Annotated in this window: 24 protein-coding genes; 12 read left to right on the top strand and 12 right to left on the bottom strand. The window is 62.3% G+C overall.

The genetic code is table 11. From position 1 onward, the window contains the following. Nucleotides 1-91 precede the first annotated feature (91 nt). Nucleotides 92-946: a MurR/RpiR family transcriptional regulator gene (locus tag ABCP74_RS06835; RefSeq protein ID WP_343001363.1), complete on the bottom strand. Its 855-nt coding sequence runs from the start codon at nt 944-946 to the stop codon at nt 92-94. A 326-nt stretch (nt 947-1,272) separates the two neighbouring features. On the opposite strand from ABCP74_RS06835, the gene ABCP74_RS06830 reads away from it, so the two are divergent. Together ABCP74_RS06830 and ABCP74_RS06825 are read left to right on the top strand one after the other, a co-directional pair. Beyond that, entirely contained in the window at nt 1,273-1,809 is a 537-nt protein-coding gene (locus ABCP74_RS06830; protein WP_343001362.1) for a PTS sugar transporter subunit IIA, read from the top strand. Between the two features lie 236 nt (nt 1,810-2,045). Beyond that, nucleotides 2,046-2,603 (top strand): hypothetical protein, encoded by a 558-nt coding sequence (locus tag ABCP74_RS06825; protein WP_117862814.1) that lies wholly within the window; start codon nt 2,046-2,048, stop codon nt 2,601-2,603. A 341-nt stretch (nt 2,604-2,944) separates the two neighbouring features. On the opposite strand, the gene ABCP74_RS06820 is transcribed toward ABCP74_RS06825, so the two are convergent. The 8 genes from ABCP74_RS06820 to trxA form a co-directional block, all read right to left on the bottom strand. Then, on the bottom strand, nt 2,945-3,613 hold the full coding sequence (locus tag ABCP74_RS06820) for an HAD family hydrolase (RefSeq protein ID WP_343001361.1): 669 nt from the start codon (nt 3,611-3,613) through the stop codon (nt 2,945-2,947). 104 nt (nt 3,614-3,717) lie between these two features. After that, nucleotides 3,718-4,752 carry a hydrogenase expression/formation protein HypE gene (hypE, locus tag ABCP74_RS06815; protein WP_343001360.1) on the bottom strand — a complete coding sequence of 345 codons (1,035 nt, stop codon included), beginning with the start codon at nt 4,750-4,752 and terminating at the stop codon, nt 3,718-3,720. An 84-nt stretch (nt 4,753-4,836) separates the two neighbouring features. Next, nucleotides 4,837-5,949 (bottom strand): hydrogenase formation protein HypD, encoded by a 1,113-nt coding sequence (gene hypD, locus ABCP74_RS06810; protein ID WP_343001359.1) that lies wholly within the window; start codon nt 5,947-5,949, stop codon nt 4,837-4,839. Beyond that, nucleotides 5,949-6,209, bottom strand: coding sequence for a HypC/HybG/HupF family hydrogenase formation chaperone (locus tag ABCP74_RS06805; RefSeq protein WP_343001358.1), 261 nt, complete (start codon nt 6,207-6,209; stop codon nt 5,949-5,951). The genes hypD and ABCP74_RS06805 overlap by 1 nt, the downstream gene beginning before the upstream one ends. Before the next feature lie 134 nt (nt 6,210-6,343). Continuing rightward, a complete protein-coding gene (hypF, locus tag ABCP74_RS06800) occupies nt 6,344-8,812 on the bottom strand; it encodes a carbamoyltransferase HypF (RefSeq protein ID WP_343001357.1) in 2,469 nt (822 codons plus the stop codon). 117 nt (nt 8,813-8,929) lie between these two features. Continuing rightward, on the bottom strand, nt 8,930-9,442 hold the full coding sequence (nikR, locus tag ABCP74_RS06795) for a nickel-responsive transcriptional regulator NikR (protein WP_217750495.1): 513 nt from the start codon (nt 9,440-9,442) through the stop codon (nt 8,930-8,932). 1 nt (nt 9,443) lies between these two features. Continuing rightward, nucleotides 9,444-9,692 carry a hypothetical protein gene (locus ABCP74_RS06790; RefSeq protein WP_006235225.1) on the bottom strand — a complete coding sequence of 83 codons (249 nt, stop codon included), beginning with the start codon at nt 9,690-9,692 and terminating at the stop codon, nt 9,444-9,446. 221 nt (nt 9,693-9,913) lie between these two features. Further along, nucleotides 9,914-10,234, bottom strand: a complete 321-nt coding sequence (gene trxA / locus ABCP74_RS06785) for a thioredoxin (RefSeq protein ID WP_022093990.1) — start codon at nt 10,232-10,234, stop codon at nt 9,914-9,916. A gap of 136 nt (nt 10,235-10,370) precedes the next feature. Here trxA and ABCP74_RS06780 point away from each other — a divergent pair, with 136 nt between their 5' ends. Beyond that, the gene (locus ABCP74_RS06780; RefSeq protein ID WP_055285316.1) at nt 10,371-10,946 is read left to right on the top strand and encodes a hypothetical protein; all 576 of its coding nucleotides are present in this window, start codon (nt 10,371-10,373) and stop codon (nt 10,944-10,946) included. Between the two features lie 64 nt (nt 10,947-11,010). Here the strand turns inward: ABCP74_RS06780 and ABCP74_RS06775 are convergent, their stop codons facing one another. Then, entirely contained in the window at nt 11,011-12,288 is a 1,278-nt protein-coding gene (locus ABCP74_RS06775; protein WP_343001356.1) for a GHKL domain-containing protein, read from the bottom strand. Beyond that, nucleotides 12,288-13,010: a LytR/AlgR family response regulator transcription factor gene (locus ABCP74_RS06770; RefSeq protein WP_343001355.1), complete on the bottom strand. Its 723-nt coding sequence runs from the start codon at nt 13,008-13,010 to the stop codon at nt 12,288-12,290. Before ABCP74_RS06770 ends, ABCP74_RS06775 begins: the two co-directional genes overlap by 1 nt. A gap of 293 nt (nt 13,011-13,303) precedes the next feature. Here ABCP74_RS06770 and nadA point away from each other — a divergent pair, with 293 nt between their 5' ends. Genes nadA through ABCP74_RS06750 form a run of 4 tightly spaced genes read left to right on the top strand, consistent with a single transcriptional unit; the run spans nt 13,304 to nt 17,171 of the window. Continuing rightward, the gene (gene nadA / locus ABCP74_RS06765; RefSeq protein ID WP_343001354.1) at nt 13,304-14,329 is read left to right on the top strand and encodes a quinolinate synthase NadA; all 1,026 of its coding nucleotides are present in this window, start codon (nt 13,304-13,306) and stop codon (nt 14,327-14,329) included. A 56-nt stretch (nt 14,330-14,385) separates the two neighbouring features. Next, nucleotides 14,386-15,762 (top strand): L-aspartate oxidase, encoded by a 1,377-nt coding sequence (locus ABCP74_RS06760; protein ID WP_343001353.1) that lies wholly within the window; start codon nt 14,386-14,388, stop codon nt 15,760-15,762. Nucleotides 15,763-15,765: 3 nt separating this feature from the next. After that, nucleotides 15,766-16,626 carry a carboxylating nicotinate-nucleotide diphosphorylase gene (gene nadC, locus ABCP74_RS06755; RefSeq protein ID WP_343001352.1) on the top strand — a complete coding sequence of 287 codons (861 nt, stop codon included), beginning with the start codon at nt 15,766-15,768 and terminating at the stop codon, nt 16,624-16,626. Next, a complete protein-coding gene (locus ABCP74_RS06750; protein WP_227790459.1) occupies nt 16,626-17,171 on the top strand; it encodes a transcription repressor NadR in 546 nt (181 codons plus the stop codon). The genes nadC and ABCP74_RS06750 overlap by 1 nt, the downstream gene beginning before the upstream one ends. 87 nt (nt 17,172-17,258) lie before the next feature. Here the strand turns inward: ABCP74_RS06750 and ABCP74_RS06745 are convergent, their stop codons facing one another. Then, the gene (locus tag ABCP74_RS06745) at nt 17,259-17,510 is read right to left on the bottom strand and encodes a ferredoxin family protein (RefSeq protein WP_158564522.1); all 252 of its coding nucleotides are present in this window, start codon (nt 17,508-17,510) and stop codon (nt 17,259-17,261) included. A gap of 529 nt (nt 17,511-18,039) precedes the next feature. Between ABCP74_RS06745 and dnaK the strand changes: the two genes are divergently transcribed. The 5 genes from dnaK to ABCP74_RS06720 all read left to right on the top strand — a co-directional run bounded on the left by dnaK (nt 18,040) and on the right by ABCP74_RS06720 (nt 25,091). Continuing rightward, nucleotides 18,040-19,932, top strand: coding sequence for a molecular chaperone DnaK (gene dnaK / locus ABCP74_RS06740; RefSeq protein ID WP_343001351.1), 1,893 nt, complete (start codon nt 18,040-18,042; stop codon nt 19,930-19,932). Between the two features lie 2 nt (nt 19,933-19,934). Beyond that, nucleotides 19,935-20,777: a nucleotide exchange factor GrpE gene (locus tag ABCP74_RS06735; protein ID WP_227790457.1), complete on the top strand. Its 843-nt coding sequence runs from the start codon at nt 19,935-19,937 to the stop codon at nt 20,775-20,777. 108 nt (nt 20,778-20,885) lie between these two features. Further along, a complete protein-coding gene (locus ABCP74_RS06730; RefSeq protein ID WP_343001350.1) occupies nt 20,886-21,851 on the top strand; it encodes a DnaJ C-terminal domain-containing protein in 966 nt (321 codons plus the stop codon). Nucleotides 21,852-21,923: 72 nt separating this feature from the next. After that, nucleotides 21,924-22,340 carry a heat shock protein transcriptional repressor HspR gene (locus ABCP74_RS06725; protein WP_195535675.1) on the top strand — a complete coding sequence of 139 codons (417 nt, stop codon included), beginning with the start codon at nt 21,924-21,926 and terminating at the stop codon, nt 22,338-22,340. A 450-nt stretch (nt 22,341-22,790) separates the two neighbouring features. After that, a complete protein-coding gene (locus tag ABCP74_RS06720; protein WP_343001349.1) occupies nt 22,791-25,091 on the top strand; it encodes a hydratase in 2,301 nt (766 codons plus the stop codon). Nucleotides 25,092-25,485: the final 394 nt, after the last annotated feature.

The raw sequence follows: 25,485 nt of genomic DNA, 5'->3' as shown, positions 1-25,485 counted from the left end.
CCGGTCGGCGGCCCGTTCTGGGCGCGCCTCAATCGTAGCCCGAGACGGTCCCGGGCTGACAATTTCGACTGTAATGGACGTTCTTAAATGACTACTTGAGCCCGGGCAGGCGGGTGTAGGGGAACGATCGCTCTAGGAACTCGGAGCAGTGGGCGTAGTCTTTGGCGAAGTAGCTGCTGTAGAGCGAATCGAGCACGTATTGCACGGCGATGTGGCTTGCGAACTGCGTGATGCGGTGCGTCATGCTCTCGTGATCGCTCACCGTAAGGTAGGCGGCAAAGCCGGGGTGAATGCGCGCGCAGTAGGGCGTGCCGATGATGATGACCGGGACATGCCGGCTGCTGAGGATCGGCAAGATTTTCTTGAGGTTGGGCGCAAGGCCGCTGTAGGAGATAGCGATCGCCGCGCGGTCTGAATCCGAGGTAAGCGCCGTGCGCACCTGTGCCTCGATGTTGCCGTAGCATGTGGCGCTCTTGCCGGCGGAGAGCAAGCGGTCGCGGAACATTCCCGCTGGATAGAGGTTGTGCGAGCCCGTGTAGATGTCGACCTGTCGGGCGTTCGCGATGAGCTTGGCGGCGTGGTCAAGCTGCGTGGGGTCTAGCAGCTCCTGCGTTTCGGCCAGCGTGGTCTGGTAGAGCCCCTCCATGCGCTCCATGACCTGTGCAGGGGTGGACGTAGCGTCGAAGGGAAAGTTGATGTCCACGTCGCGTCGGTTGCCTGCCTCGGTTGCTAAGCGAATAAGCTCGACCTTGAGATCTTTGAAGCCCTCGAGGCCGAGCTTTTTGCAAAAACGGTGCACGCTCGCGACCGAAACGTTGGCGCGCGTGGCAAATTCCTTAATAGAAAGCCCGCGGATGTCCTCGCCGATGGCAAGGGCTGCAATGCCGAGTTGTTGCTCGGTGGGGGTGAGGCCCTGCGCCTCGGTGATCTTGCGTTTGATATCCATGCGAACTCCCACACTCGCCAAACCTACCAAAAAGGGATGGGTTTATTTTGGCACGTTTCGGTCGGTATCAGGAAGTGTCAGGGACGGGGCGGCGGCAGGACTTGAGAGCGAAAAGAAGTATCGGGCTTGGTGCGCCCGCTTCTGCCCGTCCCGTGCGCAGGCGATGCTCGGCTTATCGACCCGCGATGCAAAGGAGATGCTCATCCCACGAGCACTACCGGGAAGGGCTTGCGATTCGAGCCCTCGCCTTAGTATTTTGGTCATTTAGCACTATAATCACCATAGGCATGCGCATAACGTTGCGCTTAATCAAGAGGAGAAAACGTATGGGTCTGTTTGACATGTTCAAGAAGAAGGCTGAGCCCGCGGCTGCCGCTGCCCCGGCCTCCATCTCTGCTTCTGCCGGCGCCGACGTGCTGTGCTCGCCCGTCAAGGGCAAGGTTATCAAGATGGCCGACGTGCCCGATCCCGTCTTTGGTGGCGAGGTTCTGGGCAAGGGCTGTGCCGTGTGGCCCGAGGATGATCTGGTCTACGCTCCCTGCGACGGTAAGGTGACCATCACCATGGGTCACGCCGTGGGCCTGCAGTCCGATAGCGGCATCGAGGTTCTGGTGCACGTTGGTGTCGATACCGTCAACATGAACGGTGACGGCTTCGAGGGCTTCGTCAAGGCCGACGACGTCGTGAAGGCCGGCCAGCCCATCCTCAAGATCGACCGCGCCAAGATCGCTGCCGCCGGTTACAAGGACTGCGTCGTCGTGGCCGTGTCCAACACCGCCGAGTTTGCTGACGTCGAGCTCGCCGTCGAGGCCGAGTCTGCCGTCGCCGCCGGTGACGCCATCGTCAAGGTCGTCCGCAAGTAAACTGTGGCATCCAAAGGATGTGCAAGGGTGGTCGGGTTTTCCGGCCACCTTTTTTATTGCATTGCGGGGAAGCGTTTTATTGCACGTTGGGCGGGCTTGCAAACCGTTCGGACGCTAAAACGAACCGACCGCGCCTTCGCGTTGCCGAGGGTGTTCATAAGTGGATAGTATGGGCTTACTTATTACAACGTGTGCCGCGTCCGGGAAGCGCGGTGCCGCTCATTGGGAGGAACAACATGAAAAAGAAGCTGCTGCTTGCGCCCCTCATGGCCGTCTTGGTTGCATGTGTGGTCGTGCTTTCCGGTTGCGGAGGCCCTTCGATCGAGGAACTCATCACCGAGGATCTTACGACTCAGTTTGACGAGGTCAAGAACGGTGGCGACGACTTCCTCTCTGGTCTGGAGGAGGCTTCGGGCGACGAGTTCGAGCAGCTGGGTATCGATCCCAAGGAGTATGCCAAGACCTATCTCGAGGGCTTTGACTACAAGATCGGCGACGTGACGGTCGACGAGGACAAGGGTGTCGCGACCGCCGAGGTCTCTATCACATGCAAGTCCATGAACAAGATCGTCGAGGACTTCTCCACCCAGTATCAGGAGAAGGTCGCTGCGCTTGACACGGTTCCTTCCGATGACGAGCTGTACAAGATGGCCGGTCAGGTTATGGTCGATGTGACCAAGGCCACCGAGCCCAGGAAGACCACGGTTATCTTCAAGTACACCTGCAACGACGACGGCGAGTGGTCTGCCGACGACTCCGTCAACTCCGAGATGATGGATGCAATGCTGAGCTAGTTCGTTGCGGCGTTTTACCAAACGCCGCAACTGCTCGACGCTGCAAGCCCGTCAGAGCGGCAATCTGCCTTTCAACTTCGGCGGCATGATCAAAAGATCAGTGCCGCCTTGTTTCAAGGCACCTTGCTCGCTCTGGCGGGCTTTCGCTGTCGTTGCCAAAACAACGTCGTTCCCTTGGCTGGCTTAAAGTGGCGCTTGTACCTGCGGCGTTGCTATGGTGGTCATTGGGGCGGCACTTGGGGACGTTCTTTTTCTGCCAGCAGTTGGGGACACTCCTTTGGTGCAGGGGGCAGCTAAAAGAGTCCCGTCCCGCATTAGCTACCCGTGGGTGAGATGAGCGGTTACTCGCCCAGAATCAGCGCCGCGAGCTCTGCCTGGGTGTCTACCACGTAGTCGGCGCCGGCGGCCTCCAGCTCTGCACGGCCGCGGAAGCCCCAGCTGACGCCCGCACTCTTAAGGCCGGCGTTGTGGCCGGTCAGGATATCGACATTGGAATCGCCCACATAGAGCGTGGTCGACGGATCGGCGCCTAGCTCTTTCATCACATGCAGCGTAACAGGTGCCTCGGGCTTGGGAGGAAACGCATCGACGCGGCCCTGTACCAGCGCAAAGCGCTCGGAACCAAAATACTTCTCGATAAGCGGAGCCGCCGAGATGTGGTCCTTGTTGGTGAGCACGGCAAGCTGCACGCCCACGGCGCGCAGACGGTCGAGCATCTCGATCGTGCCGGCATAGGGGGCGGTGTGGTCCTCCTTGTGATCGCCGTAGTAAGCCCTAAACTCGGCAAGCGTCTGCTCAAACATGCGGCCGTCGCCCGCGTACTCGGCGGGCATAAAGCGCTCAACCAGCTTGAGCATGCCGTTTCCCACCTTGTAGCGGTACTCGTCGACGGCAAACGTAGGCCAGCCGTGCATCTCGCAGGTATGGTTGCCGGCGGCCGCCAGATCCTCGAGCGTGTTGAGGATGGTGCCGTCCAGATCAAAGATCACATGGGAAAAAGCTGCTGCCATGAAAGCTCCCGTCATTGGGTTCCAAAACGCACCTCATAATACTGGGCATGCGTGCCGGGCATGTTTGGAATCTGAATATCTTTAATAGCCCTGAGCCTTTGTCGTTAGCAAATTCTCGGCAGCTGCTCTCCTACGAGCATGTCGAGGATGCGGGTCGAGCCCCAGCCGGTGCGCACGCGCACGGCGGGACGGGCACCCTCGGCAAGTGGCAGCACGCGACCGATGACGGCGGCGTTCTCGCCGTAGCGGGCGGCGCGCATGGCGGCCAGCGCGGCATCGGCCTGTTCGGCCGGCACCACGGCGACCATCTTGCCCTCGTTTGCCACCTGAAGCACATCGTAGCCGAGCATCTCGCAGGCTGCCTGCACGTCGGGGCGCACGGGCACGGCATCCTCGTCGACCTCCATGGCAACATTGCTGGCCTGGGCAAACTCGTTGAGTGTGGACGCCAGGCCACCGCGCGTGGGGTCGCGAAAGCAGCGTGTGTCGGGTGCCGCGGCAAGCACATCGGCAATCAGGTGGTTGAGCGGCGCGGCGTCGCTTTCGATCGTGCTCGAAAACGCCAGGCCCTCGCGTTGGCTCATGATGGCGATGCCGTGGTCGCCCAGCGTACCCGATACCAGAATGACATCGCCGGGCTGGCAGTTGGCACCGCTGAGCGCCACGCCCGTGGGAACCTCGCCCACGCCGGCGGTATTGATATAGACGCCGTCGGCCCCGCCGCGCTCGACCACCTTGGTGTCGCCCGTGATTATGGACACGCCCGCCTCGCGCGCCGTCTCGGCCATCGTCTGCACAATCTGGCGGAGCTTATCCATGGGATAGCCCTCTTCGAGGATAAATCCGCACGACAGGTAGCGCACGTTGGCGCCTGAGGTCGCGACGTCGTTGACGGTTCCGCACACGGCAAGGCGGCCGATGTTGCCACCGGGGAAGAACTGCGGCGAGACCACAAAGCTGTCGGTCGACATGGCGATGCGCCCGCTCGCGGGCAGCGCGGCGACGCCGGCATCGTTGCCCTCGAGCAGCTCGGGCGACCCAAAGGCATCCAAAAAGACCTCGTCGATGATGCGTTTCATCATCTGGCCGCCGGAGCCGTGACCCAGCAGGACGGTGCTATCGGTAACGCTATGGGACATATCGAAAACTCCAATCGTGGGTGGAATTATATGGGTGAGGCTCAGCGTCGACCGGTCCGCCGTCCGTTAGAACGGCGGAACCAATTAGCCTCGGTAGCGGAAATATGCTGCGCAGCTGCCCTCGGAGCTCACCATGCACGGGCCGACGGGATGCTCGGGCGTGCAGGTGCGGCCAAAGAGCGGGCAGCTGCTCGGCGTAATGGCCCCGCGCAGCACGTCGCCGCAGCGGCATCCACGCGGCTCGACCGTCGCCTCAACGGGCACGTCAAAGCGAGCGCGGGCATCAAAGCGCGAGAACTCGGGGCGGATAGAAAGGCCCGAGTTGGCAATCGGCCCCAGCCCGCGCCACGTGGTGTCGCATGGCTCAAACACCTGCTCGACCAGCTGGCGCGCCACGGGGTTGCCGTCTGCGTTGACGCCACGGCGGTAGGCGTTGTCGATCGCGGGCCTGCCCTCGACAACCATCTGGACCAGCATGCAGATGCCCTGCAGGATATCGACCGGCTCAAATCCCGTGACCACGCCCGGGGTACTGAATTCGTCGACCAAAAAGCCAAAGGGGGCTAAGCCCGTGATGGTGGCAACGTGGCCCGGCAGGATAAAGCCGTCGATGGCGGTCTCGGGATCGTTGGCGATGGCGCGCAACGCCGGCGGCGTGGTCTTGTGGGCGCAATAGACCGAGAAGTTCAAAAGCCCGCGCGCCTCGGCCTCCAAGATGGCGGCGGCGATGGCGGGCGTCGTGGTCTCAAAGCCCACGCCCATAAAAATGACCGGGCGATCGGGGTTTTGCTCGGCAATGTCGAGCGCGTCGAGCGGGGAGTAGACGATGCGGATGTCGCGCCCGGCCGCCTTTTGCGCAGCGAGCGAGGTAGACGATCCGGGCACGCGCATCATGTCGCCAAAGGTGGTGATGATGGCGCCGTCTATGTTGGCGAGCGCGATTGCGTGGTCGATGTCGCGGTTGGCGGTAACGCAGACGGGGCAGCCCGGTCCGCTCAGCAGCTTGAGCCCGGCCGGCATAATGGAGCGAAAGCCATAGCGGCCGATGCTCACGGTGTGCGTGCCGCAAACTTCCATAAGGTTGATGGTGCGGTCGCCGACGAGTTCATGGATGCGTTCGATGAGCTCGCGGGCCAGCTTGGAATCGCGAAATGCCGAAAAGTCGATACCGGAGCGAGCCGGCTGTCCGGCCGTCACTAGTATGCCTCGGCCGGGTTGCTGGCGAGCCGGTCTTCTTCGGCCAGTTCGGTCATGGCATTAACGAGCTCGAGCGTTTCTTGCGCTTCCTGCTCGTCGACGATCTGGATGCCAAAGCCGGCGTGCACGAGAATATAGTCGCCAACCTGCGCCGTCGGCACGAGTCGCAGCGACACGGGGCGCTCGATGCCCATCATGTCGACGGTGGCCTTGAGGTCGTCGTCGCGTTTGACTACTTTGCCGGGAACGGCAAGGCACATAATGTTCCCCTTTTATACGCTTTGCGCTGGATAGGCGCTCAATAATCCATCAGTTGATGGTAGCGCTCGTGGGGTTCGCGGGCAAACGCGTTACGCCTGTGAGACGGCTGGGCGCGGCGGGGTGCGAGGGCGAGCTACTGTGATGCAATCTGCGCAAGACGAGCGCTTGCGACCGCCGCCTGACCGTAGGCGATGCAGCCGTCATTGACGGGTACGGTGTGGGGGACCAAGATAGCAAGGCCCGCGCTTTTGAGCTCGCGGGTGAGGAGCTGAAGCAGAAGTCGGTTCATGAACACGCCGCCCGAGAGCGCGACGGTGTCGATGCCCTCGTGCACGCAGATTTCGCTGGCGATGCGCGCCGAGGAGCGCGCGACGGCGACATGGAAGTCGAGTGCGAGCCTGTCGGCGGACGCTCCGGCTTCAATACCTCCCAAAAGTGCCTCAAAGAGTGCTTTCTGGTCCAGAACATAGGGGCCGTCCAGCCACGATGGGCCAGATGCGAAATAGTCGGCGTTGTCGTCGGGAAAACGGGCGATTTCGTTGTCGAGCGCGCGCCAGGCGGCGGCTTCGAGTTCTATGGCGGGTTCGCCCTCGTAGGTTGCCTTGTTGCAGATGCCCAGAATCGCTGCCGCGGCATCAAAGAGACGCCCCATGCTGCTGGTACGCGGGCTGTTGATGCCGCGCTCGATCATGGTGGCTGTCACGCTGCGCGTTTGCTCGTCGAGGCTGTCCAAAAGCCGAGCGGTACCTGGGTGCTCGAGCAGACCGAGCTCACTGAGCAGGGCAAAGGCGTTGCGGCGGGCGTCGCGCACGGAGGCCGCCCCGCCGGGGAGCGCCCAGGTGCGCAAATGCGCGGCGCGCTCAAAGCCGCCAAGGCCGGCGACAAGAAACTCGCCGCCCCAAATGGTCCCATCGGTGCCGGCGCCGGTGCCGTCAAAGGCGATGCCAAGGACGCGCGCGTCGGTTGTAAGCTGGCCCGCGGCGATGGCCTCGGCCATTGCGCTCGCGATATGCGCATGATGGTGCTGCACCTCGACGAGCGGCAGATTGCATTTTCGCGCCTGCTCGCGCGCCCACTGGCCCGATAGATAGCTGGGGTGTAAATCGCAGGCCAAGGCGGCGGGCGCCAAGTCAAAGAGATCTTCCAAGCGCGTGCGCGCGGCGTTCCAGGCATCGAAGGTCTCGCCGTTTTCAACATCGCCGATATGCTGCGACACAAAACAGGTTGCCTCGCCGTTCGTCCCTTCACGCGTGAGCGCAATCGTGGCCTTTTGTTGTGGCCCGCAGGCGAGCACGCAGGACGGAGCGCCGTCGAGCGCCGGCAACGGCAGCGGCTGGGGTGCATATCCGCGAGCGCGGCGCACGGGCATAACGGCGCCGTCGACCACGCGCACTACAGAGTCGTCGTAGCGCGAGAGGATCGCGCGGTCGTTACCGAGCAACGCGTCGGCGATGCCGGCGGCAACGAGGTGTTCCCAGGCAAGATCGTCATCGGTCTCGATGGGCTCTTCGCTCAGGTTGCCGCTGGTCATGACGAGCGCGTGCATACCGCAGGCTTCTGCCGCGGCAAGCAACAGATGTTGAAGCGGCGTATAGGGGAGCATGACGCCGAGCTCGGGCAGGTCGTACGCGACGGACGGCGCGAGCGCGAGGGCGTCGGGGGAGCCGTCGCTCCCGCAAACAGCACGCCGGCGCAGCAGCACGATGGGGCGGATACTGCCAGCGAGCAGATTGCGTTCAGCATCGTCGATATGACACAGGCGCTCGGCATCGGCAAGACTGCGCACCATGACGGCAAGTGGTTTGTTGCTGCGGCGTTTGCGACGGCGCAACTCGGCCACCGCCTGCTCGTTGGCAGCGTCACAGGCTAGATGGAATCCGCCCAGGCCCTTGATGGCGACGATACTACCGCTGGCCAGCAGCTCAACGCAGCGCTCGATAATGGCGTCGCTGGCTTCGCGTGTGGTGCCGACGGCCGGTGTCGCGGACGAATTCCCACACGCATCGCCGTTCACAGCCTCGCGCCACGTAATATGCGGCCCGCAAACAAAGCAGGCATCGGGCTGTGCGTGAAAGCGACGGTCGAGTGGATCGGCATACTCTGCGGCGCAGGCGGGGCACATGGGGAAACGGTCCATCGAGGTAGCCGCTCGGTCATACGGCAGCGACCGGATGATGGTAAAGCGCGGTCCGCAGTTGGTGCAGTTGATAAAGGGGTAGTGATAGCGCCGATCGGCGGGGTCGAACAACTCGCGCAGACAATCATCGCAGGTGGCGATATCGGGTGAGACGAGCGTGGTGTGCGCGGTCTGATCCTGCGATGCCACAATGCGAAAGCCCTGCTCATTGGCGGTATCCCAACCGTTGGCTGCCAGGTCCACAACCTCGACATACTCTACGCGGGCTGCCGCAGGCGCATGCTCAGAAAGCGCGGCAACAAAAGCATCGAGCGCATCGGCCGGAGCGTGCGCCTCGATATGCACACCGTCGCCCGCATTGAGCACCCATCCGCAAATGCCATGCGCCATGGCCTCGCGATACACAAACGGTCGCATGCCAACGCCCTGCACAATGCCCGTCACATGAATATGCACATGCCGCATGCGACACCCCTCATCAAAACCGACCAAAAAGGGACAGGTTTATTTTGGTAGGCAAAACTTCTAAACCTGCCAAAATAAACCTGTCCCTTTTTGGCAGGTGCGCTGCGGGAAATCCCGCTACAGCCCCAGGCTCTGCTTGGTGGCGGCGCAGGTGAGCTCGCCGTGCTTAACGCCGCGCAGGCCCAGCAGGCGATCGGCTAGTTCGTAGACGCGCTCGCCGCGACCCTTGAGCGCCAGAATCTCCAAGCAGTTGTGGTGATCCAGATGCACGTGCATGGTCGATACGATCTCGTCGGTGTAGTCGTGCTGCACTTCGTCCAGACGGCGCGTCAGATCGCCGGTGTGATGGTCGTAGATCATGGTGAGTGACCCGATAACATGCTCGTCGGGCGTGCGCATCTGCTCCTTGGCGATCGAGGCGCGAATCAGGTCGCGCACGGCCTCGGAGCGGTTGGCCACGTCGCCGCGGCGCGCGATCTGTTCGTCAAAACGGCGCAGCAGGTCGTCCGGTGCGGTAACCGAAAAGCGGACCAGCTCGGAGCCGGAGCCACTACAGTGGCAGCCCGCATCACCGTCCGCCCCGTGCGGATGCTCGTGCTCGTACCCGCTGCCATGCTCGTGTTCGGCCACTTTACACCAGCTTCACGGATCCGACGGAGTTGTGGTCGGCCTCGATGGCCTCTTCGTAGCCCTCGAGCGCGTCATGCGCCTCGTGCAGCGCGGCCATGGCTGCCTCGAGCTTGGCGCCGATGCGCTCCATATCAAAGTTCTCGGTCGCATGCAGCAGCTGATGGCTCCACTCGTGAGCAAGCTCGATGGTGTCGTCGACCTGCTTGACGCTCATGGCAAGCTGGCTCATGTTCATTCCAACATCATGCATGGGAAATCTCCTTTTGTATGGGGCAGTTCAGTGGTTCAAATTTTACTACGCGCGCTCTGCGCGCAGCTGCATAAGAAAACGGGTGCGAGTCTGTGTGACCCGCACCCGTTCACTGGGGGCTGTTTGTGACTACCATACTATCCGTGGTCGCACACGGTGCACCCAGAAGTCCGGCGAGCGGTGCAAAAGCGCTCATAGACGGCGGGTAAGTAACAAGCGTATTACAGATGCTTCTCCAGCAGCGCCTGCAGCCTCGCCTTGGGCAGAGCGCCAACCGAGCGGTCAATCTCCTCGCCGTTCTTAAACACAATCAGCGTGGGGATGCTCATGACGCCATACTTCATGGCCAGGTCCTGGTTGTCGTCGACGTTGCATTTGGCAACGGCAAGCTTGCCCGCCAGCTCATCGGCAACCTCGTCAACGATGGGCGAGAGGGATCGACAGGGCCCGCACCACGGTGCCCAAAAATCGACCAGCACGGGCAGGCTGTCGTTAACGATGGAATCGAAGTTCTCGGGGGTAATCTGATTAATGTCAGCCATGGTGACCTCCATAATGCGACGCGGCTCGGCCGCGTAAAACTCAGTACGACCGTGCTTATACCCAGCCGACCGCAAAGCAACCACTCGCGGGCAGCTCTTTTATATAATGGTGGGCACGCAAACGATTGGAGAGCGCATGCCCACGTCACAAAGCCAGAAAAAAGAAGCCATCGCCCAGGCGGCCGAGCAGGAGCTCACATCGCTTGCGGTCCGTGGCGTGCGTATCGCGGGCAACGCGTGCTCGCCGATCGTGCTGGTCAAAGGCGATTTGGACGAGGCCGAGCGTTCGGGTGGCGAGCTTGCCGCCGGCCCGGATGGCGCGGCGTTGCGCAAGGCGCTTGGGGCCATCGGCTACGCGCCCGAGGATTTTTGCGTGCTGGCAAGCGTCGCCGGCGTGGGTGACGGAGCGGTCGCGGTGGGCGAGACTCTGCCGTGCGAGCTGTTCCGTGAGGCGCTTGAGGCTTTGGACCCCGAGGCGGTGCTACTGCTCGACAACAACGCGGCTGACGCCATGCGCGAGACCTACGCCGATATGCTCGTGGCGATCGATGACTTCGACACCGCCATGCTCAAGCCCGGCCTGGTCGCCCATGTGCAGGGCCGCCGCGTGCTCGCACTCGACGGCTTTGAGGCAGCACTCACCGACAAGGCTGCTAAGCAGCGCATGTGGGCCTACATCAAGCAGCTGACTCCGGCGGCCGCCCCGCTGTAGCGGATTGGCGCCGGCGAGCGATTGTCTGGCGGGCAAGGCGCGCCTCGAGATCGGCGCCGCACTTCTACATCACAGCACGCAGCTCAAACCGATCGCCGTTAATGCGGAACTGGCAGTTGCCGTTCATGCGCTCCACGGCAAGCTTAATGCTCTTGGTTCCAAAGCCGTGGCCCGCATGCCGGGTCACGGGCATGCCGTCGACCATGCGCGGCGCGCGGTCAAACGTGTTGGAAACTAACAGCAGCAGCTGGCCGTCCTCTAATCGCAGGTCAAAGTCGACGAATCGCTTTCCTTGGGGTGCAGTGCTTGCGGCGGTGATAGCGTTTTCCAAGGCATTTGAGAGCACGCTAAACAGGTCGGCGTCACCTACGTGGACGGTTTCGGGTACGGCGGCGCGCAGGTTGGCGGTAATGCCGTTTCTATTGATATCCGAGTTAAATGACGAAAGCGCGATGTTTACGGTCTCGTTGGCGCAGAAGCGGCGTACGGCGGTGCGATCGCCGGCTTCGCAGAGTTCATCGATGCGTTTGAGCGCCTCGTCGGTGTGGCCCTCCTCAATTAAAGCGGCCAGGCCGCGTAGGAAGTGGCGCATATCGTGGCGAAGAATCGACAGCTCGCGCCCAGATTGACGCCAAGCCTCGAGCTCTTTGATGGCGGCGCTGTCGCGGGTTTCGAGCATCCAGCGCTCTCGCTCGGCGGTTTCCTTTTCTTCGTATTCGCGCAGGTAAACGGCAAGAAACATAAGATAGAAGGCACAGAGCGCAAATGCCAAAAACTCAACCGTCACCACCGAGCCCGAGTGGAACAGCGTGGTGTAGACGTTGGTGGCATAGTCAAAGACGTAATAGACGAGCGGCAGGATTAAAAGGATGCCCAGCTCGGTGGTGCTTTTAATCGCCAAGCGCGGACTGATGTCGCCGGCCCAATGCAACAGGACGGCAAAGACGGCGAGTGTGGTCGCGATGCGCGCCAGATAGTACGCGATCTGAGAATCGGTTGCGGCAAATGCGGCAATGCCCATCCAATTGCTGAACTGGCAGCTCAGATAGGCACTCGTAATGCCGAGTACGGCAAGCAGCGGGCTCAGGCGGTAGCGCGCGCACAAATAGATGACGAGCGGCAGATGCACGACGAGTGGATATACCTGGCGGGCGAAAAGCTCGCCGCCGACGGCATTGGCGAGGCCAAATGCGCATCCAGTTACGGCACCGACAAGCACCAGTTCAAGCGCATGACGCCGGTTGATCTCGACACCGCACAGCGCCGCCGAGGCAAAGACGCCAAAGAGCAGCGTCGTGGCGTGGTGGATTGCCCAAAGGATCATTTCGACCGTGGAGACCATCAGTGTCTCCCACCCTCAAAGCGCACCGCAAAGTAGGCGTCTTGGAATCCCTGCTTGCAGCTGCGCGAAAGCGGGATGCACGCGCCCGAGCGCATGACGATGCCCGTGCGGTCAAAGTGATCGATATTGCGCAGGTTGACCTGGTAGCTGCGGTGGCATTTAAAGAAGGTGGCATTTTGCGCCAAACGGTCTTCGACGCTGCGGAACGACTCAAGTGCCTCGATATCGCGTCCGTCGCGCAGGTGGAAGACCACGTGCTTGTTGCGCGCCTCGGCATATTCGATGTCGGACAGGCGCAGGGCGTGGTAGCCAAAGGAAGTTTTGATCACGAGCTCGTCGGTTGCCGCCGGGCGCATGCTCGAAAGCTCGTCGAGCAACTGCGCTAGGCGTTCGTAAGCCACGGGCTTGAGCAGATAATCGAAGGCGCGGACCTCGTAGGACTCCAGTGCAAACTCGGGCGATGAGGTGAGAAACACCAGACGCACGGCGGTATCGGCCTGGCGCAATTCGCGCGCGGTGTCCATGCCGTTGACGAGCGGCATGATCATATCGAGCAAGATGATGTCGGCGCGCGATGCGGCATGGCGGGCCAGCAGGTCCTCGCCGCGCGTGACGAGCGCAACATCGACCGCCGTGCCCGTCTCGCTCGACCAACGGTCGATCATCCGGTGCAGTCTATCTAGAAAAGCGACGTCGTCGTCGCAGGCAATAATCTTGAGCATTCTGAGCCCCCTTAGTAGTTCGATTTTGCCACATTGGGTGCGGACCGCTCGCGGAGGCGTGTCCCATTTGCGCCCCACGTCGCGCAACTCGCGCCGAGCGGTATTGCGGTGGCGAAAGATGCCTCCTGCGCTATCGAGAGCTCGGCTATCCTCAGCTTGCCAGTTCGAAAATGGACCTGCCGCATGATTGAATCTTTATTTCAACTTTACACCTAGGTTTACAGCTGTCTTGTCAGCTGTAAACCTAGGTGTCATACTAAAGCCCCAAGATTCGCCAAAAGAGAGGGGCCTTGATGGCACAGAGCGCGAACATGGATGCGTCGGAGCTTGCACGCGATATCGCGGCCGGCCTAGCATCGGCAACGACGGCAACGGAGCGCGCGGCACTGGTGCCCGCAGAGCTCGTCGAGGCCATTCAGCAACTAAAAACCCAACGTGATGCGGTGATCCTGGCGCACTACTATGTGGCGCCCGAGGTTCAGGCTGTGGCCGATTACGTCGGCGACAGCTTCTACCTGGCAAAGCTCGCTAAGAGCCTGCCGCAGCAGACTATCGTGCTGTGCGGCGTGGAGTTTATGGGCGAGAGCGCCAAGCTGCTCAATCCCACTAAGACCGTGCTGCTGCCCGAGCCGGGCGCGGATTGCCCCATGGCTCATATGGTCAAGCGCGAGACGGTCGACGCTGCCCGCGCCGAGTACGGCGACGACCTGGCCGTGGTGTGCTACGTCAACTCCACGGTCGAGATCAAGAGCTGGAGCGACGTGTGCGTTACCAGCTCTAACGCCGTCAAGATTGTCTCCGAGCTGCCGCAGCAGCACATCTTGTTCATTCCCGACCAAAACCTGGGCCGCTTTGTGGCCGAGCAGGTGCCCCAAAAGCACGTCATCCTCAACAACGGCTACTGCCCGCGTCATCACATCATCACCGTCGAGCAGATCGTCGACGCGCAGGAGGCGCACCCCGACGCGCTCGTGCTGGCGCACCCCGAGTGCAAGGCCGACGTCCTGGGCGAGGCCGACTACATCGGCTCTACTGCCGGCATCATCAAGTATGCCGAGGAGTCGGACGCCAGCGAGTTCATCATCGTGACGGTCCGCGGCGTGCTCTACGAGCTTGAACGCCGCTGCCAGGGCACTGGCAAGAAGTTCTACTTCCCTGCGGTGCAGCCCACCTGCGTCAACATGGATCTCATCACGCTCGAAAAGCTCGTGCACTGCCTGGAGACGGGCGAGGGCGAGGTGCAGATTGGCGTGTCGGACGAGGCCGCCGATCAGGCCAAGCTCACGCTCGACCGCATGCTCGAGTACGCGGCGCGCTAAGCCAATGTGACATGAGGGACCATCCCTTATGCCACATTACAAGGGAGAGGATTCCTGTGGAAACCAAACAATACCCCGATATGGAGTGTGACGTCGTCATTGCCGGTTGCGGCGTGGCGGGCCTGTATGCGGCTCTCAATCTGCCGACGAGCACACGCGTGATCATGCTTTCCAAGGGCGCCGTCGATGAGTGCGATTCGATGCTCGCGCAGGGCGGCATTTGCGTGCTGCCCGAAGGCTCGGACTACGATGCCTTCTTTGAGGACACCATGCACGCCGGCCATTACGAGAACCGCCGCGAGAGTGTTGACATCATGATTCGCTCGAGCCGCTCGGTCATCAACGACCTGCTGGCCATGGGCGTGGACTTTGAGCGTAAGGCCGACGGCAGCCTCGACTTTACCCGCGAGGGCGCGCACAGCCGCCCGCGCATCGCCTTCCATGCCGATATTACGGGCAAGGAGATTACGACCAAGCTGCTCCAGGCTGTTCGCAAGCTGGATAACGTGCAGATTCTCGAACACGTTGCCATGACCGACATCCTGACCGCCGAGCGCGATGGCGCCACGGTGTGCACCGGCGTCGTCGCCGTCGCCGTGGACGAGGACGATTCAGCTCGCCCCGCCGACGAGCTGGCAAATGCCGCCGAGGGCGTGCGTGCCGGTAAGCCGTTTAAGATCCATGCCCGCCATACGCTGTGGGCAACGGGCGGTATCGGTGGCGTGTACGACCACTCGACCAACTACCCGCAGCTTACCGGTGACGCCTGCTACATCGCGCAGGAGCACGGCATCACGATGGAGCACCTGGACTACGTGCAGATCCACCCCACGGGCCTGTTCTCGCCGCAGCCGGGTCGCACGTTCCTGATCAGCGAAAGCTGCCGCGGCGAGGGCGCGATTCTGCTCAATGCCGCCGGCGAGCGCTTTACCGACGAGTTGCAGCCGCGCGACGTTGTCGCCGCCGCCATCCGCGAGCAGATGAGGCAGGACGGCACCGAGCACGAGTGGCTGAGCTTTGCCCCCGTCGAGCGCGACGTGGTGACCGGGCACTTTGCCAATATCCGCGCGCGCTGCCTGGAGGACGGCCGCGACATCCTGGACGAGCCCATTCCCGTCACTCCCACGCAGCACTACTTTATGGGCGGCGTATGGGTCGACAAGGACGGTCGCACCTCGATGCCCGAGCTCTACGCCGCCGGCGAGACGGCCTGCAATGGCGTGCACGGCAAGAACCGCCTGGCTTCTAACAGCCTGCTCGAGGCGCTGGTCTGGGGCCGCCGCGCCGCGTGGTACATGCGCACCGGCGAGTCGCTGGCCGTGGAGCAGGCCGGTGAGCCCGCGCTTGACGGGCGTCACCGCGCCCTGAGCGCCGATACCCTTGCAATCGATGATTTGGCCCGTGCCGCCGGCACGCAGGCCGTGGAGGAGTAGACCATGAATCCCATTACCATGAAGCTCGTCGTCGATGATCTGATTTTGCAGGCTCTGCGCGAGGACATCACGTTTGAGGACGTGAGTACGGCGAGCGTGTGCCCCACGGCGCGCCCCGCCACGGTGGAGCTCATCGCCAAGGCCGACGGCATTATCGCCGGCCTGGACGTATTCGCCCGCACCTTTGAGCTGCTGGATCCGCAGAGTTCGGTGCTGTTTGATGTTGCTGACGGTGACGAGGTACACGCCGGCGATCACGTGGGCCAGGTGCGCGGCGACGCGCGCGTGCTGCTTTCGGGCGAGCGCGTGGCGCTCAACTACCTGCAGCGCATGAGCGGCATCGCTACTTACACACATCGGATGGCGGCTGCGCTCGTGGGCACCAAGACCGTGCTTGTCGACACGCGCAAGACCACGCCGGGCATGCGTGTCTTCGAGAAGGCCGCAGTCGAGATCGGCGGTGGCAGCAACCACCGTTACAACCTGTCGACGGCTGTCATGCTCAAGGACAACCACATCGATGCCGCCGGTGGCGTGACGCGTGCGATCGAGATGGCGCGCGCCCATGCGTCGTTTACCACGACGGTCGAGATCGAGTGCGAGAACCTGGACATGGTGCGCGAGGCTGTGGAGGCCGGCGCCGACATCATCATGTTCGACAACATGACCCACGACGATATGGCTGCCGCGATTGAATTTATCGCCGGTCGTGCCAAGACCGAGTGCTCGGGCAACGTGGATGCCAGCAATATCCGCGCGCTCGCCGACCTGGGCGTTGACTTTATTAGTTCGGGCGCTCTGACGCACTCTGCGCCGATCCTCGACCTTTCGCTTAAGCACCTGCGTCTGCTGGACGGTAAATAATGAATGCCCGCGAGCGTCGCCGTTCCATCATGGCCGTGCTCGAGAGAGCCAAAGATCCTGTCTCGGGCAGTGCGCTTGCCCGCGAGGTGGGCGTGAGCCGTCAGGTCGTGGTGCAGGACATCGCCCTGCTGCGCGCCGACGGGCACGATATCGTCGCCACCAATCGCGGCTATGTACTACAGGAGGCCCCCAGCAGCCCGGCTGTGCCCACGCGTCTGGTCAAGGTACGCCATGGCGTGGAGCAGGCGGGCGATGAGCTCACGAGCATCGTCGACGCGGGCGGTGCCGTGCTCAACGTGATCGTCAACCACCGCGTGTACGGCAAGATCACGGCCGACCTGGACATCCGCAATCGTCGCGATGTTGAGCGCTACCTGCACGATATCGAGAGCGGCAAGAGCTTTCCGCTGCTGACGGTGACCAGCGGCTATCACTTCCATCGCATTGCGGCAGAAGACGAGCAAACCCTCGACGAGATCGAGGCCATGCTCAAAGAGAAAGGCTACCTTGCCGATTTAATGCCCTACGAGGACGATTTGTCCTAGAACACATGCAAAAGGAGGCCTCCGCGGCGATGCGGAGGCCTCCTTTTTGTGCACGGTGTACTTTTGAGTGTGCAAGTGGGGGAGTTGTTACTCCTCGACGATCTCGGTGATCGCGCCGGCGGGGCAAGCGTCCTGGCAAGCGCCACAGGCGACGCAGGAGTCCTCGTCAGCGACGGTAGCGACGTCCTGGAGCTCCAGAACGCCAGCGGGGCAGGAGTCGACGCAAACGCCACAAGCGATGCACTCGTCGGCATCAATTACGGGATGAGCCATGGTAGTTTCCTCTCTGTTGACCGACGCTACAGGCGATGCGCGCCGGTTTGATTCGGGCAAAAACATACCACGGGAGCGACCGTTTGCAATACCCTCTGACCGGCATCTTCATACCGTTCGCCGAGTATGCCGCGGCTTACTAAAAAACATGCAGGTGAGGCCGTTGAGCTGCGCAAATGTTAGCTATAGGTGACTTGAAATATAGGGCGATTGAGCGTGCTTGCGGAAACTGCGTCCCAGAATTCACGCTCAAAACGGGTCGTGCTTTCCGGTTGAGCCTTCTGGCGGAAACTGCGACCCGGAATCCACGCTCAAGCCGGGACGAGCTTTCCGCAAGGCGGCCCCAGACACCCCCGGACCCAAACCTCAGTCAACTCTACATAGATCTCAATAGATTTACCGAGAACTCAAACAGTGCATCTACCTGCGCATTTGAGAACCTAAACTCTCAGAGATAAGAAATCTTATATGAATTGACTTAGATTTTGTATATTCCGGCCCATAAGGGGATACACTACATCCTGAAAGACAAGCCGAAGCGCCGCGCGACAGACCGTCGAGGCGGCGCGAACGCAAAAGAGAGAGGGAATTTCTAATGAGTAAGATTCTTGGTATCGACCTTGGTACTACTAACTCCGCTATGGCCGTCCTCGAGGGCGGTTCTCCGACCATTATCGTGAACGCCGAGGGCGACCGCACCACCCCGTCCGTTGTTGGCTTCCGCGCCGACGGCGACCGCGTCGTGGGTAAGGCCGCTAAGAACCAGGCTGTCACCAACCCCAAGAACACCGTGTTCTCCATCAAGCGCTTCATGGGCCGCAAGTACTCCGAGTGCACCTCCGAGATCAAGACCGTGCCGTATGAGGTCAAGGAGGGCCAGGGTGGCCGTGCCGTCGTCGACATCGAGGGCAAGGATTACACCGCCGAGCAGGTGAGCGCCATGACGCTCGCAAAGATGAAGGCCGACGCCGAGAAGTATCTGGGCGAGACCGTCACCGACGCCGTCATTACCGTCCCGGCCTACTTCAACGACGCCCAGCGTCAGGCCACCAAGGATGCCGGTAAGATCGCTGGCCTCAACGTCAAGCGTATCGTCAACGAGCCGACCGCTGCTGCTCTTGCCTATGGCCTGGACAAGCAGGGCACCGACCAGCGCATCCTGGTCTTCGACCTGGGCGGCGGCACCTTCGATGTCTCCATCCTCGACCTCGCCGACGGCGTGTTTGAGGTTCTGTCCACCTCGGGCGACAACCACCTGGGCGGCGACGACTGGGATCAGCGCGTCATCGACTGGATGGCCGACAAGTTCCAGCAGGAGAACGGCGTCGACCTGCGTCAGGACCCCATGGCCCTGCAGCGTCTGAAGGAGGCTGCCGAGAACGCTAAGAAGGAGCTCTCCGCAGCCCAGCAGTCCACCATCAACCTGCCGTTCATTACCATGAACCAGTCCGGCCCGCTGCACCTCAACTACACGCTGACCCGTGCCGAGTTCGAGAAGATCACCCGCGACCTGCTCGAGCGCTGCAAGCAGCCTGTCACCAACGCCCTGCGCGACGCTAAGCTCAAGCTCTCCGATCTGACCGAGGTCATCCTCGTCGGCGGTTCCACCCGTATGCCCGCTGTCCAGGATCTGGTCAAGACCATGACCGGCAAGCAGCCCAACATGTCCGTGAACCCCGACGAGGTCGTTGCCGACGGCGCTGCCGTCCAGGGCGGCGTGCTCACCGGTGACGTCGAGGGCATCCTGCTGCTCGACGTAACCCCGCTGTCGCTGGGCGTTGAGACCATGGGCGGCATCATGACCAAGATGATCGACCGCAACACCACGATCCCGACCTCCAAGACCGAGGTCTACTCCACCGCAGCCGACAACCAGACCAGCGTCGAGATCAACGTGCTCCAGGGCGAGCGCGAGCTTGCTCGCGACAATAAGTCGCTCGGTAAGTTCCAGCTGACCGGTATTCCGGCTGCCCGCCGCGGCGTGCCGCAGATCGAGGTCACCTTCGACATCGACGCCAACGGCATCGTCAAGGTCTCCGCTAAGGACAAGGGCACCGGCAAGGAGCAGCAGATCACTATCTCCGGCTCCACCGCTCTGTCCGACGACGAAGTCGATCGTATGGTCAAGGACGCCGAGGCTCATGCCGAGGAGGACAAGAAGCAGAAGGAAGAGGTCGAGGTCCGCAACCAGACCGACAGCCTGTGCTACTCCACCGAGCAGACCCTCAACGAGCTGGGCGACAAGGTTTCCGCCGACGTGAAGTCCAAGGCCGAGGCCGCTATCGCCGACGCCAAGAAGGCGCTCGAGGGCTCTGACGTCGAGTCCATCAAGGCCGCTGGTGAGTCCCTGCAGTCCGTGGCCTACGAGCTGGCCCAGGTTGTCTACGCCGACGCTCAGCAGCAGACCGACGGTGCCGCCGGTGCCCAGTCTGCCGACGATGACGTCGTCGACGCCGACTACGAGGTTGTGGACGACGAGGACAAGTAATCATGTCCGCCCGTAAAGCTCGCACGGAGGCGGCTGCCGCTGGCGCCGCCCCCGTTGACTCTGAGGAGAAGGACGTGAAGATTCCCGTAGAGGCCGTCGACGATACCGAGGTCAACGAGACCGAGGCCGCCGAGGCTGCCGAGAACCAGGTAGAGGATTCCAACAAGGAGGCGACGATGACCGAGGACGAGATGGTGGAAGCTGCTATCCGCGCCGGTGAGGAAGCCGCCGACAACGACTTCAAGCTCAAGTTTGAACAGGCCCAAAAGGAGCTCGCCGACGTGCGCAGCGAGCTCGATGCTGCGGCAGAGGCTCAGAAGGCCGCCGAGGACAAGGCAAAGGACGCCACCGAGCGCACCGCCCGTCTGCAGGCCGACTGGGAGAACTTCCGTCGCCGCACCGCCAACGAGCGCATCGCCGAGCGCGAGCGCGCGACCGAGAAGCTCGTCACTGCGCTGCTGCCGGTGGTTGACGATATCGAGCGTGCAATTGACCATGCCCGTAGCCAGGAGCTTTCCGACGATTTTAAGCAGTTCGTCGATGGCGTTGACGCGGTGCATGCCAAGCTGCTCGATGTGTTTGCGCACGAGGGCGTTGAGCCCATCGACCCCAAGGGCGAGGCGTTCGATCCGCTCGAGCACCAGGCCGTGGGGCGTGTCGAGGACGCATCGCAGTACGACGAGACCGTCAACGACGTGTACCAGAAGGGCTACCGCATGGCGGACCGCATCCTGCGCTCCGCGATGGTGACGGTGACCTACGGTGGCGAGAAGCGCCCCGCACCGGAGCCCGAAGCGGCGCCCGAGGATGCCGCGGCCGATACGGCCGAGAGCACCGAGGAGTAATTGAGAAGGGCCCCGGGGCAACACCCGGGGCCCTTTCTGGCCTAGTGCCATATGAAAGCATGAGCCGTCGTCTGCATGGACGGCGGACGCAACAGGAGAGGAGCTACGATGGCTGCAGGCAAAACCTTCTATGACATCCTGGGCGTATCCAAGAGCGCCTCCGACAAAGAGATCAAGAGCGCGTTTCGCAAGCTCGCGCAAAAATATCACCCCGATGCCGGCGGCGACGAGGCCAAGTTTAAGGAGATTAGCGAGGCCTACGAGACGCTTTCGGACGAGAAGAAGCGCAAAGAGTACGACCAGATGCTCATGTTCGGCGGCATGCCGGGCGCGGGCGGCGCGTATAGCGGTGGCTACGGCGCCGGTGCCGGCGCGAGCGGTTGGGGCGATATCTTCGACAGCATCTTTAGTGGCAACGGCGCCTGGGGCAGCGATTGGGGCTCGGGCTTTGCCGGGGCCGCGGGTGCTGCCGGTGCGGGCGCGGGCCGCAACCGCGCGCGCAAGGGCGGCGATCTGTCGCTGACTGTCGACGTAACGGCCGAGGACGCGTTTCGCGGCGTGACGCACAAGGTCACCTACCGCATTCCCTCGACGGGCGAGCAGCAGACCATCACGGTCTCGGTGCCTGCGGGTGCGGTCGACGGCGGCAAACTGCGCTACAAGCGTCGTGGCGAGTACGGCGTTGCCGGCGGCGAGCGCGGCGACCTGGTCGTGACCACGCACGTGGAGGAGCATCCGCTGTTTAAGCGTAAAGGTGCCGACGTGACCATGGAGGTGCCGATCTCAGTCTACGAGGCGGCGCTCGGCTGCACGGTGGATGTGCCCACGCCCGGCGGCGCGACGGTTCGCCTGAAGGTGCCCGCTGGCACCCAGACGGGCAAGAAGTTCCGCTTTAAGGAGATGGGTGCGCCCGACGTTAAGCATCGCGGCCGCACGGGTGCGCTGCTCGTCGAGATCAAGGTGCAGGTTCCCACGAACCTGTCCGACGATGAGCGCGATGCCATGACCAGGCTGCGCGAGGCCGACACGCGCGATTATCGCGAGAAGGTCAACCGTTACAAGGCGACGTTCTAGGGCGGTCGTGGCGCACGCCCGCGCCCGCGGGCTTATGATGGACGATAACGAGACGGAAAGGGGTCAGGTAGCATGGCCGAGGACAATAGGAACAAACCGCTGTACATGATCAGCGTGGCGGCCGAGCTGACCGGCATGCATCCGCAGACTCTGCGCGTCTACGAGTCCAAGGGCCTGGTGAACCCCCAGCGCTCGGGCGGCAACACGCGCCTGTATTCGCGTGCCGATATCGAGCGCCTGGAGCTCATCAACCAGCTGACCGACGAAGGCATCAACCTCGCCGGCGTGGTGCGCATCCTCGATATGAAGGAGCGTGCTGAGGAGCGCGAGCGCGAGAACGAGAAGCTCCGCGCCCGCGTACGCCAGCTCGAGGAAGAGCTGCACGAGTACAAGATGCAGAAGAAGATCACCGCCCTGGCCCCGCGCGACGGCTCGGTCAACCCCGAGCAGGTCATGCGCAAGCTTTTGGGCGCCGGCGGAGATCTCTAGGTTACGCCGTTCTGCCGAACGGCGGACCGGTCGACGCTGCGCGCCGCCCAGAGCGACAATTTGTCATTCAAAAGGCAAGGCATGACCAGAAGGTCTATGCCTTGCCTTTTTCATGCCAACTTGTTCGCTCTGGACGTCGCTCGCTGTCCGTCCTCTACCTGCGGCGTTGCCTTGCTCCGGATGCGGTAGTCATTGGGTAGTCATTGGGGATGTTCTTAAATGAGTGGTCAAGGGGGACACTCTTGCGGCACTTGGCGCTTGGGGACGTTCCTTTTGTGCCGGCACTTTGGGACACTCCTTGTCAAGAGAGTGATGCAAGAGGCTCGTCCTGTACTTTAGCGAGATAAAGTGAACGTGTAGATTCGTAACCCACTCGCAACCGTTCTATGGCACGATATTGAACGAATGCATGCTATGCGCCCAAATCTTTTGGGCAGAGTGGGAGACAGTATGGTCAAGCTGTACGAGGACGGCATCTACCTGCGCGGTGGCAGCGAGGTTGTGCCTGCGGCCGAGGCTGCCGAGCGCGGTATTACGCAGACGCCCGAGGATGCCAAGCGCGGCACCATCGCGTATTCGATTCTCCAGGCACACAACACGTCCGGCGACCCCGAGGCGCTCAAGATTCGTTTCGATGCCATGGCGAGCCACGATATCACCTTCGTCGGCATCATCCAGACGGCGCGCGCCTCGGGCATGGAGCAGTTCCCGCTGCCTTACGTGCTCACCAACTGCCATAACTCGCTGTGCGCCGTGGGCGGCACCATCAACGAGGACGACCATGTCTTTGGCCTCTCGGCTGCCAAGAAGTACGGCGGCATCTTCGTCCCGCCGCACATCGCCGTCATCCACTCCTTTATGCGTGAGAACTTCGCCGGCTGCGGCAAGATGATCCTGGGCTCCGACTCGCACACCCGCTACGGCGCCCTGGGCACCATGGCCGTGGGCGAGGGCGGCGGCGAGCTGGCAAAGCAGCTGCTGCGCGACACCTACGACGTCGCCTATCCCGGCGTCGTCGCCATCTACCTCACGGGCGCTCCGCGTCCCGGCGTCGGCCCGCACGATGTGGCGCTCGCCATCATCCGAGCCGTCTTTGCCAAGGGCTACGTTAAGAACAAGGTCATGGAGTTTGTGGGCCCCGGCATCGCGAGCATGACGACCGACTACCGCAACGGCGTCGACGTCGTGACCACCGAGACCACCTGCCTGTCGAGCATCTGGGCCACCGACGAGGACACGCACGCGTTTTTGACCATGCACGGCCGCGGCGACGACTACCGCGAGCTCAAGCCCGCCGATGTTGCCTACTACGACGGCTGCGTCGAGGTCGATCTGTCGAGCATCAAGCCCATGATCGCGCTGCCGTTCCATCCTTCCAACGGCTTTGAGATCGACGAGCTCAACGAGAACCTCGAGGACATCCTCCACGAGGTGGAGCTCGAGGCCGCCAAGATCGGCGAGGGCAAGACGCACTTTAGCCTGCTCGACAAGATCATCGACGGCAAGCTGCACGTGCAGCAGGGCGTTATCGCCGGCTGCTCGGGCGGCAACTACGACTCCGTGGTCCAGGCTGCCCGCGTGCTCAAGGGCGCCAACACCGGCTGCGGCGAGTTCTCGCTGTCGGTCTATCCCACGAGCCAGCCCGTGGCACTCGAGCTTACACGCCGCGGCTATATCTACGACCTTATGGAGGCCGGCGCGATCGTACGCACGGCATTCTGCGGCCCGTGCTTCGGCGCCGGCGACACGCCCGCCAACAACGGCCTGTCCATCCGCCACACCACGCGCAACTTCCCCAACCGCGAGGGTTCCAAGCCGGGCAATGGCCAGCTGAGCGCCGTGGCCCTGATGGACGCCCGCTCCATTGCGGCGACGGCTGCCAACGGCGGCGTCCTGACGCCGGCGACCGACCTGCCCGAGGAGACTTGGGACGAGGCCTGCGAGTACACCTTTGACGACGTGCCGTACAAAAAGCGCGTGTACTGGGGCTTTGGCAAGGCGGAGCCTGCCGACGAGCTGGTCGAAGGCCCCAACATCAAGCCGTGGCCCGCGATGGAGCCCCTCGGCGACGACATCCTGCTCAAGGTGTGCTCCAAGATCATGGACCCGGTCACCACGACCGACGAGCTCATTCCTTCGGGCGAGACGAGCTCCTTCCGCTCCAACCCGCTGGGCCTGGCCGAGTTTACGCTGAGCCGCCGCGACCCGGCCTACGTGGGCCGTTCCAAGGAGGTCGACGTCGTGGAGAAGCGCCGCGTTGCCGGTGAAGCCGCGGGCGACTTGGCCGCGCTCGATGCCGAGCTTGCTGGTGTGTTTGAGGCGCTGGCCGGCGCGGGTGTCGCGGCAGACGCCAAGGCGACCGAGTACGGCTCCATGCTCTACGCCAAGAAGCCCGGTGACGGTTCTGCCCGCGAGCAGGCCGCGAGCTGCCAGCGCGTGATTGGCGGCCTGGCCAACATCGTCCACGAGTACGCCACCAAGCGTTATCGCTCCAACGTGATGAACTGGGGCATGGTGCCCTTCCAGATGGAGGCCGAGCCCAACTTTGAGGTGGGCGACTACGTCTTTGTGCCGGGTATCCGCGCCGCGCTCGATGGCGACCTGAAGAACATCGCCGCGTACGTAGTGCGCGCCGACGGCACGGTCGAGCAGATCGAGCTCTACATTGCCGATATGACGGCAGAGGAGCGTGCCATCGTCAAGGCCGGCTGCCTGATCAACTACAACAAGTTCAAGGCCGCTGCCGAGTAACGCACTTAATTGTCCGCCCGGGGCTTACCCTTTCCCGCCCGCTCACGCGCTTCGCGAGGGTCGCGTTCGGGAAAGGGTAAGCCCCGGGCTACATTTCTGCGTTCTCGTTGGGTCTTGAGGGACGCTAATAAATAGACTTGCTTGATGCCGCCTCTGTTATCGGGGCGGCTTCTTTTGTCGAAAACCACCAAGAAGGGGTAGGCGCCTTTGCGGTGGTTCCGTTTGTCTCGACCTGTAACATCTGGGCCCCTATTTGACGAGCGGTTGTTACAGATTGAGACAAACGATCGCCGCCGATCATTTCATCTCAATCTGTAACATCTAGGATCGAAAAGGGCCGCTAGATGTTACAGATCGAGACAGTGGAACATCGGAGCCGAAACCACCACAAAGG

This window comes from Collinsella aerofaciens (genome assembly GCF_039062315.1).
GTDB classification, from domain to species: domain Bacteria; phylum Actinomycetota; class Coriobacteriia; order Coriobacteriales; family Coriobacteriaceae; genus Collinsella; species Collinsella aerofaciens_BG.
This window is presented reverse-complemented; position numbering and strand designations above follow the sequence as displayed.